Source organism: Sodalis sp. RH19, assembly GCF_047324215.1.
Lineage (GTDB): Bacteria > Pseudomonadota > Gammaproteobacteria > Enterobacterales > Enterobacteriaceae > Acerihabitans.
Window position 1 is genome coordinate 2,173,821 of the sequence record NZ_CP178734.1, and the last position, 15,519, is coordinate 2,189,339.

The following is a 15,519-nucleotide window of genomic DNA, read 5'->3' on the forward strand; positions in this document are numbered from 1 at the left end:
TGACATTAAGCCGATCCCTTTAAATATTGGGTCACACTAAACGTAAAATGGCGTTAAACCTGTTCGGCTCGGGGTTAAGGCGCGCCAGGCAGGTCAAAATGAATGGCTTGGCCGGTAAAAAGATTTTTGGCGGCGGCCACTGGCTGGCTAATTTCTCGCAACACTACCGCCACACGTTTGGCCGGATACATCTCACCACCGACCAATGTTACGCTGCTAACACTTTCCACACGGAAAAACGACCGTGGCGGATAGAGATATTCCTGCTCGGTGACGACGGTACTGGCTATCGGATAAGGCAGTGGAAGGCACGTGGCACCGTCCATGATTTTATAATAAATCAATGCCTGCACCTGGTTTTCCGCCGCTTCTTCGGCGGTCTGTTCGGTAAACAAGCGTGTATAGGTATCCTGCGAGGAGACGCTCATTAATGCCGGAAAATTAGTCACAATTTCGCCCGGTCCCAGACTGTCGCCCCAGGGATTAACCTGATTGGCCTGGTACTCAGCCACGCGCAAATACTCACCGCCCTGGCGGGGCAGCGGGCTGGCAATCGCGTCCAGCAAGCCCATAAATACCATTCTCTCCGCATGATCCCAGCGTGATGCCGGATGGTTTTGATGCAGATGAACATTGATTTCGGCGTTGATCGGGGACAGCCCTATTTGCGCCAGATTTTTTTTGCCATCGTGATAACGGGTTTTATCGCCTTCTATCATGCTCCATACCCGCATGGCCAGTTTTTGGTTAGTCGGCAGGGCGTCAAACACCTCAATATATGCCTTGCGATCCAACGGCGTTTGCTGCAATGGAATGCCATGCTCGGGAAACAGGATGGTCTCAGCCTCGCGGGAGCCATAGCTTTCAATTTGAAGATATTGCGGATTAGGATACTGCGGCAATGGCATCACGATTAAATCATCATAGCTGGGTAGCGTATTCCACACTCTTGCCGCCTTGCCGCTCCCTTTACCGCCTAGCCCTTCCTGCAATATATTTTTAAGGTTCACCGCCGCTTTTTTCGGTACCCTAACCAGTTCATTCTTGCGCGTCAGCGTATATTTTATGCCGCTCGCCTCCCCCGACCGGGAATCAACCAGGAGATAAATGGTTTTGCGCCGGTAAGTATCGCCGTTTAACGGGATGATGGGGAAATAGCGCTGGGTTCCTTTCAACCGTGCGGTTTTATAAACAACGGGCTTTACCGCGTTACCGCCGGCATGTGCGAGCACGTCTAGTTTTGGCAGGATGGGCGCAATGTCCGGCATAAACCCGGCGACGGTTTTTAACGCGGCAACAAGCCGCCGGTTCACTGCCGCCCCGGCATGGAACATGACCTCCACCATGGCGGGATCGGCAAAGCGGGCTAAGTCCACCGCCAGGCTGATAAGCGCCTTTTGGCTCAGTTCGCCGGCGGCGGGCACCATGGCGTGGCGGACAAAATGCCGGGCACCGGCGGTTAACGCTTCGGTCAGGGACATCCTGGCCGCATAACTGGCCAGGCTGATACGCACCGCTCCGGCGGTCCCTATGCCGCCCTTCAGGGCCATACGGGAAACCAACGAGCCCGCCTTACCCAGTAATGGCATCAGGCTGAAAACATCAAACAGGCAGGGAACTACCGCTTCCCTCGACTGGGCGATAATTCCGGAAATACAATCATGCAACGGTACTAAAGACGTTATCCCCTGCAGCACCTTTTCCTGAGTGGTGGCGTCGTAACCGCCTTTATCCAGTTGCAGTCGCAGATCATCCTGCGCCAGCCTGGACAAACTCAGAATTAAATCATCCAGTTGTTGCCCTGTTTTTTTTAATGTCGCGGCCTCGCTGGCGCCCGCGATGATTTTCAGGACATAATCCTGGTCTTTACGCGGCGTGATGTCATCCAGTAACGCATAATAATGACGCGGGTCGCGGTCGATGCGTTTTAAGCCGTAGGAAGTATCGCGTCGGTCAAGCGCAAAAATGTGTTCATCAGCGCCAGTAGTGGAGAACAATACCGCGCTTGCCGATAAGGGAATGATATAAGTACTACGTGGAATGGTATGCGCTCCCAACACGCCTCGATATTGGTCATAAGCGGAAAAATGCGCGCTAGCCACCTTAACGGTGTTATTTTTAAGCAGTTGCAAATCCGTTGGGGACAGCGTGGCAAAGGCTTCCGCCAGCGTCAGCACGTCCACCGCGCGGAAACAGTCGACGATATGTTGATTTTGTTTACGAAACAGCTCATTAATATCAGGCAATAACTCAATGAGAGGATTAGCACCCGCGCTATTTTTTAAACAGCTATACTCATCGTGATTATTTTTATAGCTCTCCACATCAACGGCGTAATGACCGGTAGCCTCAGGCGCGCAGCGCTGATGTAAAATATCTTCGGCTAATTGGGTACGGGTGCGATAACCCCGCATGGCCTCGCTGAATTGGTTGAATGGATTATTACGTTCCTTTAGCAACCGGCTATCGTCGAAGAACTGCTCCACCGCCAGCCGCCTGACGGCGGGGTCGTCCATAACATACCTATCGTTTACCGGTTTGCCGTCAACAGTTTTATTTACCAGGAAATAAATGCAGGCGGGACGGATGAAAAAGCGGATCAGGCCGGGCGAAACCGTATCGGAAAGCAGCATGGCCTCCAGGGCTAAACCTAAGGATGACAGCGCCTGTCTAGACCATTGCTCCGCGTCAAGATGCATTTCCTGAGCAAATTGCGCGCCTGCGTGCAGGTAGACCCAATCAATGTCCCCGATATCATTCATCTTTACGGCGGTATTATCTGCCGGCAAGCCAAGCGTGGGCATAACAGGCACGATGATGTGGTTAAAAATAAAGTTGACCGAAGCCGCCGTCAGGGTTTTGAACATAGCAAAATGCTGATCAATCTTACGGTTTAATCCAGCAATATCAATCGCAAGACGGGGTTTTTCGCCATATTTCCCCGCCCCGGCATTAAGAATAATCTGCGCGATAAAATTATCCACCGTACCGTTGAGCACATTGCCGGCAACCCAGCTTTTTACCTGCCTCAATTGATAGTTAACGCTGAGATTTTCCCCCGGTTGGGCACCAAACTCACCGGTATTACGCAATAATACCCGGGTTAATCCCGCTAAGTATTCTCCGGGCAGTGGCAGGCAATCGATCACCCGGTTTATCAGTGATTCTATTTGCGCGCCATCGTCCTTTCCCTGCCGGGAGACGACCTGCAAATAATTGGCGACATTTTCATTTTGTTTCGCCAGCGACGGCCTGTGTGCGGCTTTACGGCCCGCCGGCTGGCATTTGCCGCCAGGAAAAGATACCGCGCCGGTGTCTGTGCGGGCGGGGACGGCTAAGGTTGTAACAGACATTGCATTGGCATCCACAGGATAATGAGCAGTGCTGTTCATCCTGTCCGGACGCGATAAGGCGTCATGATAGACTCCCGGCACGGCGATAAACCGAGATGTGTTAGAGACGTTACCATCAACCCTAGGGGTATCAGGCAGCATAGAGTGAGACAAGTACAAATAACGCAGCAGGTTATGCCCCAGCGTGGATTTGGATTTGCTGGGTCGGATGAACTGGTGGGCCGGTACTGGGTCGGTATTATTCAAAGATTTGATGGCGCTGAATAATTTCTTGGTTTCTACAATACCTTCATTGGTGGTTTCATTTTTTAGCAATTCATTTAACGATGTAATTGTTTCGGCGTTATTAGATATATACATATTAATCCTGAATAATGAGGAAAAATAGAAGAATGGCCATTATCACATAACTATTGGCGCTCATTAGAAATATCACACAAGCCAGTATTACAATAGTTATTCACCGAGACATAAAGCCATTTTGTCTATTTTTATAATCACTCAGTTTGTTTTAATAATTATATATTCATCAAACAAATTGCATCAGCACCCTGGGAATTAACCCTCGCTTTATTCCGTTGTCCAGGCGTGCCTGAGCCGGGGAAATCGCGATCAACCACAAGCACGCCGCCTGTCCGCCTTAGCAGGCTTAATAGGGATGACGCGGCAAATTAACCTCGCGCCGGGCATCACGGCGCAATAGGAATTAAGTACCGATCGCGGGCGGCTAGCGGTAGATTGTGGCATGCCGCTTAAGTCCGCGCAGGAGGTGTTTCGCCTGGCATAGCGCGGTGTTTTAGTCAGCAGCTTCGTTACGCTGGTTAAAGTGCGAGAGCAATCGCGTTTTGGCACGCCGGATTTCATCGGCGTCGGCATACATGACCGGTATGCTCTCCTGTGCGCGGTAATTTTCGGCGCCGATTTTGCTTATCAGAGTTATGGTTAATAACTCACCGTTACTGGTTTTCTCGGTGGTAAATTCCACTGTTTTATCCTAAGTCGCGTTATTTTGTCTTGCCCATTATAGCACCGCTGTTTGGTAATACCGCACAGGTTCCCGTCTTACATTCACCCAACGGCTCAACGGCAGCGCCGGGGACGGTCGTTAAGGGATGCGGTGCGCCCGTTTAAAACCGGGTAATGAAGCGGGTCAATCCTTACGGACGGTCATCATCATGCCATATGCCGGTGCGTAATGTCGCCGCAGAAAACTCCACATTGCGCCCGCGCCAGGGCAATGCCTGTCGCATACGCCAGGCGCTGACCAGCTTAAAACACCAGTAGCGCTCCGCGCCCTGTACATTCTCGCCGCTTGCCAACTGCCAGACGATCCGGGTTTCTCCCTGCAGATGCAAAATATCCCCCTGGGCAAAATCGATAAATACCAGCGCCGCGCGCGGTTGCGCCAGTAAATTACCCAGCGTGTTCATATAACGGTTGCCGCGAAAATCCGGGATCCACAGCGTTTCGTCATCCAGATAAATAAATCCCGGCTTGCCGCCGCGATGTGAGATGTCCACCCCGCCCTCCGCCAGCTCAACGTGTGCGGCGCTGGCGACAAAGCAGGTATCAGCCTGCGCGATAAGGGTTCTGGCATCCTGGTCCAGAGCGCCGAGGCGCTCGAGGGGTAAAAGGCGCGCGGGCGCGGGGTACAGCTCGCGTCGCTGGATATATTGCGGGCAATTGCCGAAGCTCTGGCGCGCAATAATCTCAATGCGGTTTTTATCCGTGCGCCCGACGAAACCGTTAACTCGATTGCGGCGGCGGTTGCTGAAATCCAGCCCAAGCGCGCCGACTGGCCGGCCGGTTTGCAGCGCGGCCTGGGCGGGATCGTCCAACCGGCGCTGTGAACTGATACGCAAATGCGTAGCGTCCGGCGCGCGCACGAACCCTTTCGGACCGCTAAATACCGTGGCAACCGGCCAGTCATGATCATCAAGCGTCGCGACAAACAGGTATGGCAGCGCGGCAAAAAATTCGCGGTGCTGCTCGGGCATGGTGGAATAAATGCCGCCGCTGACGGCGGCAAAGCCGGCCAGCGCCTGGGCGCGCAATTCGTCGGGATGAAACATGCTCACTCCTCCTGGGCGGTTTGCGGCAGCGGCAGCGACGGCATGGCGAAGAAACCTGGCAGCGCGGCGATGCGGGTGATCCAACGTCGGATTGCCGGATAGGGCGCCAGCGAAATGCCGCCTTCCGGCGCCGCGGCCACGTAGCTATAGCAGGCCAAATCGCCGATGGTGGGCTGGTCGGTGGCCAAAAACGCCCGTTTAGCCAGATGTCGTTCCATCTGCGGCAGAAAACGCCCGCTGATGGCCAGCGCCGCCGGATAATCCTCAGGCGCGGCAAATTGCACCACCATCCGGCTGGAGCCGGGACCGTAGCGTACTTCCCCGGCGGCCCTGGACAACCATACCTGTACCTGCGCCGCCGCCAGGGCCTCCTCGGGCAACCAGTGGCTGTCCGGCGCGTAGCGTTTTACCAGGTACACCATAATGGCATTACTGTCTGTCAGGATCTTATCCCCATCAATCAATACCGGAATCTGGCCAACCGGATTCAGGCGCTGGAAATCGGCGGTGCGCCGTAGGGCGGCCGGGGCGTCGATAACATCATAAGTAAGGTTAAGCATACCTAGCAGCAAGGCCACGCGATGGCAGTGCCCGGAATGCGGGGTAGCGTAAAGTTGCAACGTTGGCATAAATACCTCCTGATGTGGTCTCTCCAGAATACTCTTGCGTTATGTAGAAAGAATGCGGGAATATGGCAATTGATAATTTCATTTATCGGAATAATTTATGGACCGGTTAGATGAACTGACTATTTTTGTGGCGGTAATCCAGCACGGCAGTCTGGCCGGCGCGGCCCGTAAGCTGCACCGCTCCGCTCCGGCGATAACCCGTGCCATTGCCGCGCTGGAGCAACGGTTCGGCGCCAGATTGGTGGAGCGCACCACGCGGCGGCTGGCGCCGACCGAGGCCGGCCTGCGGCTGGCAGAGCGCGCCCGCGCGCTGTTGAACGATTACCAGGACGCGGTAATGGATACCGCTGAAATTCAGCTCACCGGTTTGCTGCGCATCACCTCTCCGGTACAGTTCGGCCGCCGGCATGTGGCGCCGGTGGTACTGTCCTTTCTTGAACGTTATCCGCATATCCAGATTGAGATGCTGCTGAACGACCGTAATCTCGATATGATCGATGAAGGGCTTGATGTGGCGATACGCATCGGCCATTTGCAGGATTCATCCAAAGTCGCGCGCAGGCTGGGCGAAGTCACACGGGTGATTGTAGCCAGCCCGGCGTATCTGGCCCGGTGCGGGGAGCCACGGGAACCTGGGCAGTTGGCCGATCACGACACTATCGTCGGCACCCTACGCCCCGTTTTGCGTGAATGGCGCTTCGGCCCGCATGAAAATAGCGACCGGGTAAGGTTAGCGCCGCGCCTGCTGCTCAATGATATAGAAACACAGCTGCTGGCGGCGCGCGCCGGTAAAGGCATTACCCGGCTGCTGTCTTACCAGGTGGCGGACGACCTGGCTGCCGGTACCCTGGTCCGGTTGCTGGCTGGATATGAACCTTTGCCGCTGCCGGTCCAGCTGGTGGCGAATAATGTGCAGCGCATGCCGCCAAAAGTCCGTGCGTTTTGGGATTATGCTTATCAGCAGCTCAGCCGATTGGGGCCGATACAGCCGCAGGGAATGTAACCGCCGCCCCCCAGGCTGACAGATGATGCGGATCACGCCAGGCGGAAATGCGCATCAAAAAGGGGCCTACTTATGCAGACTGGCCGCAAACCTCGGCCAGTGCTATTTCCTCTGGTTCAATCATAGGGGATGCGTTTTAATTCCTTCACTCTCTCCTCGTTAAGTTTAGTGACGCATTCATTAGTAAAAACCTTATACGGATTACTGTTTTTCTCGGCAACATGGGCCACCAGCTTGCAGTGATTCTCCCGGTAATTTAGCCAATTCCGCTGCGCCGCTAAAAATACGGCCTGGTATTCTTTTTTTACCTGCGCTTCGTTGGCGAAAACGCCGCGGATGCGTTTTTTCGCTGCGGCATATTCTCGGTTAAGCGCTTTCTCGGCGGCCACACGATTATCCAACGCACAGATATATACCTCAGAATCGCTGTTTTTCTTCGAACAATCAGCCGCCGCATGCGCTGCCCCGCTTAAGCATGTGAAACAAACGATCGTTCCCATTACACATTTTCGTTCCATTTCAACCTCGATATTACTGATATTTCCTGAGGTAATTCGCGCGCTGGCGACCCTTTTCATAAACCTTTAGCTGATCGTTAGTTTCAATGAAATGAATTAAAGCTTTAATATCATTACCCATACAGGCTTTCATTGTTCTTTCGAAGCCCAGGCCCTTATAGACAAAATCGACGGCGATGTCTCTGATAGCCGGTTTCAGCGCCTCCCAGGCGGTTCTTGCGGGGAAGCGCGCCGTTTTATATTCATAAATCGCTTTGGCCCGCAAAACATATGCCGGGTATACTATCTCGAACAAGCGAGCCTGCGCCTCGCGGCTAATAACGCCGCATTCTTTTTTATGTTTGAGTACAAATTGCTGCGCGGACACCCCCTGAAGCAAGTTAGCACGCGAGATTATTTCTGCCCGGTCGGCGGGAATGCCCGCACGGATTAACTCTGCAAAAATCGTTTTCTTGTTGCGGCCGCCCATATCGTAGCCGCGGCCCAGGGTCACACCGGAAACACCCTGGGGCCAATGCAGCTGCCGGCTAAAATAGAGACTGGAGGGATCATCATTGCCTTCGGCGTCAAATGTCACCTGCCCGGCGCTGACCGTCAGGCGCCCAGAATCAGCATGTCCGCTTTCCTGGCCTGTCGCTGTTGGCGAGTCAGGTGAACGACCCGCGGATAATTCTTTTAGCGTTTTGCCGGTTGAAGTGATCATCCCGTCAGGATGAGGGGGAGACGTGGTCTGAAAACGCTTCATCGCCCGGATGGTTTCATGATTGCAAGCGCCATCATTCCTGATTGAAAACCCGTTGGCTTGCAGCAGAGTTTGCACTGCCGCCACTTCTGCCGGATTATTAACTCCCCCATGACCAACGGACCCTGATATACGCATCATCACCTCCATTTGACTGCTGCAATTATCGGATTTAGTTCCAATGTACTTAATGGCCGTGGCAGATACATCCCTAAATGTATTTTTCTACAAACCCGTTTCAGAAGCATTGATGAATAAACCGAATTTTTATATTTTCCCGGTTAATGTCCATCATCAATAATTCCGTTAATATTCACATGAATTACGGATCATTTAAAAACATGGTTACAGATTTCATAGCGACGTTGTTTATTGCGTCTTATTCACTATCATCGCGCGGAAGACGACAACGGGGCTACGAGCAATACTGGCAGCGCCAGGTCCTTTGACCCAACCGTGCCTGAATCCCTGCGCTGCCCATGATCAAGCGCGGCTGTGGTGGAAAAAAGTCAACGCCGTCGCTGCCTAGAGAGGGTTGAATGCCAGAACCCTCAAGGCAGTTTGGCGAGCCGCACGGTTTATCCCGCAAACAAAATAAATTCGAGCGGCCCCACTATGCCAACATGGGCAACACTGTTTTACTATGCCGCGGGTTGATTCGGTGTATTAATATTTTGGTCGCAGGCTGCCTGCCGCAAGACAACATCCCGTAAGACCTGACTATTTTTTATACATAAAGTATAAATATTTCCCTTAAGTCGTATATTTGCCACTAATAAAATTATTTAATGAATTACTATGCACTCAAAATAAAAATCCGACAAAAAATTTTAATTTACAAGGGCTATGTGTGACTTTAATTTTTAATAAAAAATAGAAATATAAATCGGAAGGGTTAGCATCTGATTTGTATGATAATTATACGAAAAAAAAATTATAATTACACGATTTTATAGGGGAAATTAATTTTAATGCAAATTTCCCCTCGCAATAGGGCTATACTTAAAACATTAAGAAACATAATCATTACTCACTTTACATATGAACTTCATATGGGATGACGAAAAGGAATCTTGAACGCTAAAACACCATCATTGCGCTAAATCGTCATACTACTAAAATGGTCACCTGTCAGCTCGCGCCACGGACACCTGCGTGAGAGCTGAGTTATGCGGTAAGCGTTGTTTTACGAAGAATGAAACAACCCTCAATAACGCCATGGCCCTGTGCTACGCCAAGCGCTGGCGTGTATTATACAAACAGTTGTTGCTGATAAATAGGATCATTGTGATTTTAAGGAGACAACAGAATGGATAGCAAAGAAATTTGTAAACATATTCATGATTTTAACTTCTCTTATTTATACCTGGCGCAACTCCTGATAAACCAGGACAAGGCCCTGGCAATGTTCCGCCTGGGTATTGATGACGCCATGGCTGATACGCTGAAAAATTTGCTGCCCTCCCAGATGACCAAATTATCGGAAGCCAGCCAGCTGTTATGCTTGTTTCGTTTCGATGAGCCTCAAACCATCAGATTGTTAACATGGGATTCTCGGGTGGACGACCTGCAACAACTTCATACAGGTATTTTACTGTCTGGGTCGTTAATAAAACATACAAGCGCAAAAATAATACCGCTGCCCCATAAAAAAGTACATCCATAATGAGCAAAAGCATTGTCCAGGAAGCAAAAGATATCCAGATAGCCATAGCACTTATTACCCTGGGCGCCAGGCTACAAATGCTCGAATGTGAAACGCAGATAAGCCGCGCAAGATTAGTCAACTTATATAAAGAGTTGCGCGGTAACTCGCCGCCCAAAGGGATGCTGCCATTTTCTACCGACTGGTATATGACATGGGAGCAGAATATGCACTCATCCACATTTTATAATATATTTCAGGTATTAAAGAAAAACGGTGACGCCGGCGATCTCGTGACAATTATCCAGGCTTACGGTTTATATCTTGAACAATGCCCGCTGTTGGATAATGAACCACCGCTTCTGAGCATAACCCGAGCCTGGATTTTGGTGCGATTTATGAATAGCGGCATGCTGCAATTAACGTCGTGTAATCATTGCCATGGCAAATTTATTACCTATGCCCATCATCCAATTCATGGATTTGTCTGCAGCTTTTGTCAACCACCGTCGCGTGCGGTAAGAAAACGGCAAAGCATTTCGGCCTTGCCGATGGTACAGTACTAAATGCGTGCCAAATCGTCACATTCAATCATTCTTAATGAGAAGCATAAAGGCTATTTTAAATGGCCTTTTCCTTCTCTTCATAAAATCAAACAGGCCGGTCATTTCCCTTCAGGCCATTGTTATATATGTTAAGCCGTTAAATGCCGTTGATATTGACGCCATGTGAATTTTCAGGATTGGTTGCAGAAGATTCCGCGTCTAGCAGGCTTAAAACACCAGGCTATTTACATTATGGGTGCATATCTCCTGCATCGGCCTCATGCACCCTTTCATTCACTGCCGTTTACAGCAATCCATACCCGTTTGCCAAGCCGTCTCGCCCCCCTTTACCGATCCCAGTTTGTCATCAATATCCAGCCTCCGGTTCCGTTTGATTGCTGAAGACGACTGAAACTGATAAACCACGTCGCTTCTTTCCATAAAAAAAGATCGAACACTCTTCACGCTGTTAAAAAAAACCATAAATACAATAAATTAAATAGATCATTTGAAAAGGTGTCTACAAAATGGCTACCGTAAATCATGACGATGGCCGTCTTGCCTATACTCAACATTATTGAGGATGCCAAGGTTGTTCAAGCGGACGGTACGAATTATTATCTATGACACGCTTCTCCCAAACTAACTTGCCGAACCTAGTAACTCCCCTCCCGTAACATGCTCTTTACATGATGATTCATAGGTAAGCGGATGACGAACTCGCCTTGCCGTTCGACATTGACCTGACGATACTGACTGCCGTGCCCATCATACCGATTTGGCAATATAGGGAACCGTTATGGAACCATTGAGGCACGCTCTGTCATTATACAGCCTCACACATGTTTCTCTTTTTGCATTATTAGCGGGTTGTTTTTGCAGGCTAATCTTGTCGGCCGGGCCGTCGGGTCCGGCTATTTTTTTACACCCAGACAGGTTCCGTTTGCGGTGTTCTTCCATCAGCGAGCGACGGGCCGGCAGGATGCCGCAGGTTACCCACCCGGATTACGTGAAGCTGTTTTCAGCGTAGGGCAACAGTGATCCTACCCAGCAATAACGGACACAGCCCTAAGCGAGATTCTTTCGTTCCTATTGTTCCGGGCTTAGCCAACCATTGGCACTGTGCCGACGGTATCGGCCAGTGGCAACGCTTGCTTGCGAAATTCGGGCGTGTATTGATTACGTGGCTTATTTTTAACAGCTGTCGATTTCGTCATGGATCGCCTCCGTCAATGAGTTTACCCCACTTAACAGCGTGTCCGTCAAATCTGGGTAGGGTCAGTTTAGACCGGATATCAGTTTTCGGACAAATGTCGGGCAACTTCGGATGTTCAAATCTTATTCATATAAATCAATGACATAAAAAAAGACCGAATACGATTCCTATATTCGGTCTAGGGAAATGGCTCTTGGGAGAGAGCCGTGCGCTAAAAGTTGGCATTAATGTAAGCTGTTTAGCCTTACACTTGATGAGTATAGAGACGCACAGGGATTTTTCCATCGCCGGCCTCGCATTACCGGCGCTATTGTTTCACCAAATGATAACTTTGTGATATCAAGCACACTTATAATTATTAACATATTAAACTATAAGCTCACTAAACATATCCCTGCCCCGCAGCCGGCAAGAGGGTCCTATCCCGGCATCTCAGCCCGGTGCGTTGCACAATTGGCCGGCGCGCTCGACAAACGGCGCGATGCTCATCTTGTGCCCCGGATTAGCAGGGTCGTCCAGCAGGATGGCGTCAATGGGCGTCGCGTTGACCTGGCCGCTGGCCATGGCACGGGTGGCCGGTTCATTGAGGGGATACTGCATCAGGGTGCTCATATTCAGAGCAAACAGCGAGCCGTCCGGGCGGCAGAGCAATTGCACCTCTTCTTTGGTAAAGGCCCATTGCTTGCCGAACTGAAACTTGCTGACGGTGATAATTTGCGCCGCGCTGACCGCCTGGGCGGTAAAGGCTAACAGCAATAACGCGATACTCCGGGTTTTCATGTTTTATCCTACTATTGGACCTGACGCCTGGGCGGCGCCAGGATGTGATCAGGGTTCAAGCGTGGCGAAAATACTCACCAAAATCAGTACCAGATTACCAAGAATCATCTCCGCAAGCGTCAGCAAGGTCAAGATACGAATAGCCGCGGGATGGTGGCGCGCCATGGCGGGAACCACGGCATAACGATTGGTTACCGCCAGGATCACCATCACCGCCACCACGGCTATTTTTATCAGCAGCAGCCGCTGGTACGGCGCCGACCCATCGAGCGGCCAATGGCCCAGAACCAGCGCGGTATTGACGATACCGGTGAAAATGACCAGCGCCACCGCAGCATGTCCGCTGCGCGAAAAACGAATCAGCGCGCGCAGCGCGTCCGGACGCGCCGTCTCGCGTAGCAGCGGCAGACAAAACAGCAGCGGCAGCAGCCCGCCCAGCCACCAGGCGGCGGAAAACAGATGCACCATTTGATTGAGCCGCTGCATGACGCCGCGCAGTCCCTCGCTCATCGCCGTGTGGCCTACCAGCGCCAGGCTTGCCAGCAGGCCGGCCATGGCGGCGAGCAATGCCCGCTGCCTGATGGCGGTCATCGGCCCATGGCCCGCGGCCAACACCGCCGCCAGCGCGATAGCCATATGCCACAGCCAGACAGTGCCGAAGGCGGTGCCGAGCACCGCCGCCCAGATGGCGGGGGAAAGGGTTTGCGTCCAGCCGTCCCCCATTTGCCCGGCTTGCAGCCCCAGCAGGACGACCGCCGACGCCAGGGCGACCCAGGCCAGAACGCGCAAGGGCGCGCCCAGGGATGCGCGCAGGCCGGCGCGCAGCGCTGGCGGCGCCAGGTACTCGCAAAACAGGGCGGTACCGAACGCCTGCATTACCGCCGCGATATGGAGATAGCGGCAGGCGGAATAGCACTCCGCCAGGCTTAGCATCTATTTAACGCTGAAGTGATAATTGCCTTGGGTTTTATGACTGTCCACCGATACCACATGCCATTGCACTTGATACTCGCCGGCGGCCAGGGGCTTTTTAATGGGCACGATGATCTGCTTAGGGTTGGCGGGGTCGACCTTGATGGCGCCGGTGGGGATGACGGCGTTGCCGGGGCCGGTTAGGGTCAGGCCGCTGAAGCCAGGCTCGATGCCCTCGCTGAAGGTGAGCGTTAATGCCTGCGGCGCGGCGGTCATGGTGGCGTTGGCCGCCGGATATTGCGTTTTCAGGTGCGCATGCGCCTGGGCCTGTTGCGATCCCAACAAAGTCAGGGCAGTGACTAACAGCGTCAACAGGGGCGCGGTAAAAGGTTGGCTTGACATCGATGTCGTTTCCTAAGACTGAACGGGTATCCTGTCGGTTAAACCGACGCTTGGCGGTCCACCGCGGGAGCATTGCCGGTTATTCGTTTATTCTTGGGAAACAAAAAACCCGGCGCTGCTACCGGTTTGCCTGGACGCAAACTGATGATAACGGCAGCCGGGGCTGAAGTCGAGCAAACCACTGTCCGCGCGGGGATTTACATCGGCGCGGCCGTATTGTCGCCACCGTTCATTTTTTTCAAATCCTGATCGATAAAGAACAGTCCGCTGTTATTGGTATCCACCAGCGCCAGTTTGTCGAGGATGGATTTAAACAATTTTTCTTCTTCGTGCTGTTCGGAGACGTACCACTGCAGGAAGTTAAACGTCGAATAGTCCTGGGAGATCATCGCCGCATGGACCAGTTCGTTGATTTTCACCGTGATCATCTGCTCATGTTCATAGGTGCGCTTAAACAGCTCGGCCAATGAGGTAAAACCGGTTGGCGGCGCCTCGATTGCGCCCAGCACCGGCATGGTGCCGGTATCGTTGAGATAGTCGAACAGGCGGCGCATATGGTCCATCTCTTCCAGAGATTGGGTCTTGAGAAAGGCCGATGCGCCTTCGTAGCCCTTATCACTGCACCAGGCGCTCATTTGCAGATAAAGATTGGCGGAAAAAAATTCCAGATTGAGTTGCTCGTTAAGCTTTATTGCCATTTCTTGTTTTAGCATGGGCAGGCTTCCTTATGATGATTACGCCAATACGAATATAAACATTATGCCCAAATGCTAACAAAAATTACACTATAATTTAACCAATGAGTAATTTAATATTTTTTATGTATTAAATTCATATGGTTATTTATTTTTATAATGAGATTTTTTCTATAAAATCATTATTTATTAATGGTAGTGATAGGTATTCTTATTTGTATTATGAATACGCCAGGCCATTATTTCGGACAATGATAGCCATATTATTGCGTCGGCTGTTAATACAAACGATTATTATTTGTATCGCTGTCCCGCCGACCCTTGCGTTTTGCCGCGCAGTACCTTATTTTTAGCAGCATTGACCTTACAAGCGGCAGGAGGCGGTATGCAATATAATCTGGCCACACTGGGCAGCGAGGCGATGGACAAGATCAATGTCGATCTGGCCGCGTCCGGCGTGGCGTTCAAGGAGCGGTACAATATGCCGGTGGTCGCCGAGCATGTGGAACGGGAACAGCCAGAGCCTTTGCGCGCTTATTTTCGCGAGCGGGTGGCCTTTTATCGCCAGGCGTCGCTGAATTTTTCCCGTTTGCCATATGAGCCACGAAAATAATCCGCCAATGGCCTATAATGGACTGGCAATGCCCCGGCACGTGCCTGAACCAACGGCCGGAAGGCAAGCAGGCGCCGCGCGCCACGCCCGCGGTGCATGGCTTGCCGGCCCGCGCGGCACCGTCCGCCGTGCGGCAAAATAGCACAAAATGACTTGATTATCAGTGCCAACAGGCAGTTAATCATTTCTACATTTCCGGTTCTTTTACAGAGAGGTAAATATGAGTAAGGGAATGGATCGTAAGAAAGACACCAAAAAGAAACCGCTGAAATCGCCGGAAGAAAAACGCGCCGACAAGCGTAACAGAAAGACCCAGCCTGATATCGTGTAAGGCTAACCCATATTAAACCCGCATCTGATGCGGGTTTTTTGTCGGCGCTATTCAGGGCATAAT

At 51.7% G+C, this 15,519-nt stretch carries 14 protein-coding genes; 4 read left to right on the forward strand and 10 right to left on the reverse strand.

All coding sequences use genetic code 11. From position 1 onward, the window contains the following. Positions 1-74: 74 nt before the first annotated feature. The 4 genes from ACL2XF_RS09765 to ACL2XF_RS09780 form a co-directional block, all read right to left on the reverse strand. Positions 75-3,353, reverse strand: coding sequence for a hypothetical protein (locus ACL2XF_RS09765; protein ID WP_413728509.1), 3,279 nt, complete (start codon positions 3,351-3,353; stop codon positions 75-77). Between the two features lie 796 nt (positions 3,354-4,149). Further along, complete coding sequence (locus ACL2XF_RS09770; RefSeq protein WP_410015315.1) at positions 4,150-4,338, reverse strand: hypothetical protein; 189 nt, start codon at positions 4,336-4,338, stop codon at positions 4,150-4,152. Between the two features lie 172 nt (positions 4,339-4,510). Further along, positions 4,511-5,425, reverse strand: coding sequence for a pyridoxamine 5'-phosphate oxidase family protein (locus tag ACL2XF_RS09775; protein ID WP_410015316.1), 915 nt, complete (start codon positions 5,423-5,425; stop codon positions 4,511-4,513). 2 nt (positions 5,426-5,427) lie between these two features. Continuing rightward, positions 5,428-6,054 carry a glutathione S-transferase gene (locus ACL2XF_RS09780; RefSeq protein WP_413728510.1) on the reverse strand — a complete coding sequence of 209 codons (627 nt, stop codon included), beginning with the start codon at positions 6,052-6,054 and terminating at the stop codon, positions 5,428-5,430. Positions 6,055-6,151: 97 nt separating this feature from the next. Here ACL2XF_RS09780 and ACL2XF_RS09785 point away from each other — a divergent pair, with 97 nt between their 5' ends. Beyond that, complete coding sequence (locus tag ACL2XF_RS09785) at positions 6,152-7,057, forward strand: LysR family transcriptional regulator (RefSeq protein WP_410015318.1); 906 nt, start codon at positions 6,152-6,154, stop codon at positions 7,055-7,057. A gap of 116 nt (positions 7,058-7,173) precedes the next feature. Here the strand turns inward: ACL2XF_RS09785 and ACL2XF_RS09790 are convergent, their stop codons facing one another. Both ACL2XF_RS09790 and ACL2XF_RS09795 read right to left on the reverse strand, forming a co-directional pair. Further along, positions 7,174-7,635, reverse strand: a complete 462-nt coding sequence (locus ACL2XF_RS09790; RefSeq protein WP_413728511.1) for a lysozyme inhibitor LprI family protein — start codon at positions 7,633-7,635, stop codon at positions 7,174-7,176. Then, positions 7,589-8,458, reverse strand: coding sequence for a hypothetical protein (locus ACL2XF_RS09795; protein ID WP_413728512.1), 870 nt, complete (start codon positions 8,456-8,458; stop codon positions 7,589-7,591). The genes ACL2XF_RS09790 and ACL2XF_RS09795 overlap by 47 nt, the downstream gene beginning before the upstream one ends. Positions 8,459-9,626: 1,168 nt before the next feature. Between ACL2XF_RS09795 and flhD the strand changes: the two genes are divergently transcribed. Then, the gene (gene flhD / locus ACL2XF_RS09800) at positions 9,627-9,983 is read left to right on the forward strand and encodes a flagellar transcriptional regulator FlhD (RefSeq protein ID WP_410015321.1); all 357 of its coding nucleotides are present in this window, start codon (positions 9,627-9,629) and stop codon (positions 9,981-9,983) included. Further along, positions 9,980-10,528 carry a flagellar transcriptional regulator FlhC gene (gene flhC / locus ACL2XF_RS09805; RefSeq protein WP_410016560.1) on the forward strand — a complete coding sequence of 183 codons (549 nt, stop codon included), beginning with the start codon at positions 9,980-9,982 and terminating at the stop codon, positions 10,526-10,528. Before flhD ends, flhC begins: the two co-directional genes overlap by 4 nt. A 1,627-nt stretch (positions 10,529-12,155) precedes the next feature. Here the strand turns inward: flhC and ACL2XF_RS09810 are convergent. From ACL2XF_RS09810 to ftnA, 4 genes are all read right to left on the reverse strand, one after another. Continuing rightward, positions 12,156-12,503 (reverse strand): YebY family protein, encoded by a 348-nt coding sequence (locus tag ACL2XF_RS09810; protein WP_410015325.1) that lies wholly within the window; start codon positions 12,501-12,503, stop codon positions 12,156-12,158. A 48-nt stretch (positions 12,504-12,551) separates the two neighbouring features. After that, positions 12,552-13,436 carry a copper homeostasis membrane protein CopD gene (copD, locus tag ACL2XF_RS09815; protein WP_413728513.1) on the reverse strand — a complete coding sequence of 295 codons (885 nt, stop codon included), beginning with the start codon at positions 13,434-13,436 and terminating at the stop codon, positions 12,552-12,554. After that, positions 13,437-13,817, reverse strand: coding sequence for a CopC domain-containing protein YobA (gene yobA / locus ACL2XF_RS09820; protein ID WP_413728514.1), 381 nt, complete (start codon positions 13,815-13,817; stop codon positions 13,437-13,439). A 197-nt stretch (positions 13,818-14,014) separates the two neighbouring features. Next, positions 14,015-14,530 (reverse strand): non-heme ferritin, encoded by a 516-nt coding sequence (gene ftnA, locus ACL2XF_RS09825; RefSeq protein ID WP_410015328.1) that lies wholly within the window; start codon positions 14,528-14,530, stop codon positions 14,015-14,017. A gap of 367 nt (positions 14,531-14,897) precedes the next feature. Here ftnA and ACL2XF_RS09830 point away from each other — a divergent pair, with 367 nt between their 5' ends. Further along, positions 14,898-15,125, forward strand: a complete 228-nt coding sequence (locus tag ACL2XF_RS09830) for a DNA polymerase III subunit theta (RefSeq protein WP_410015329.1) — start codon at positions 14,898-14,900, stop codon at positions 15,123-15,125. Positions 15,126-15,519 lie beyond the last annotated feature (394 nt).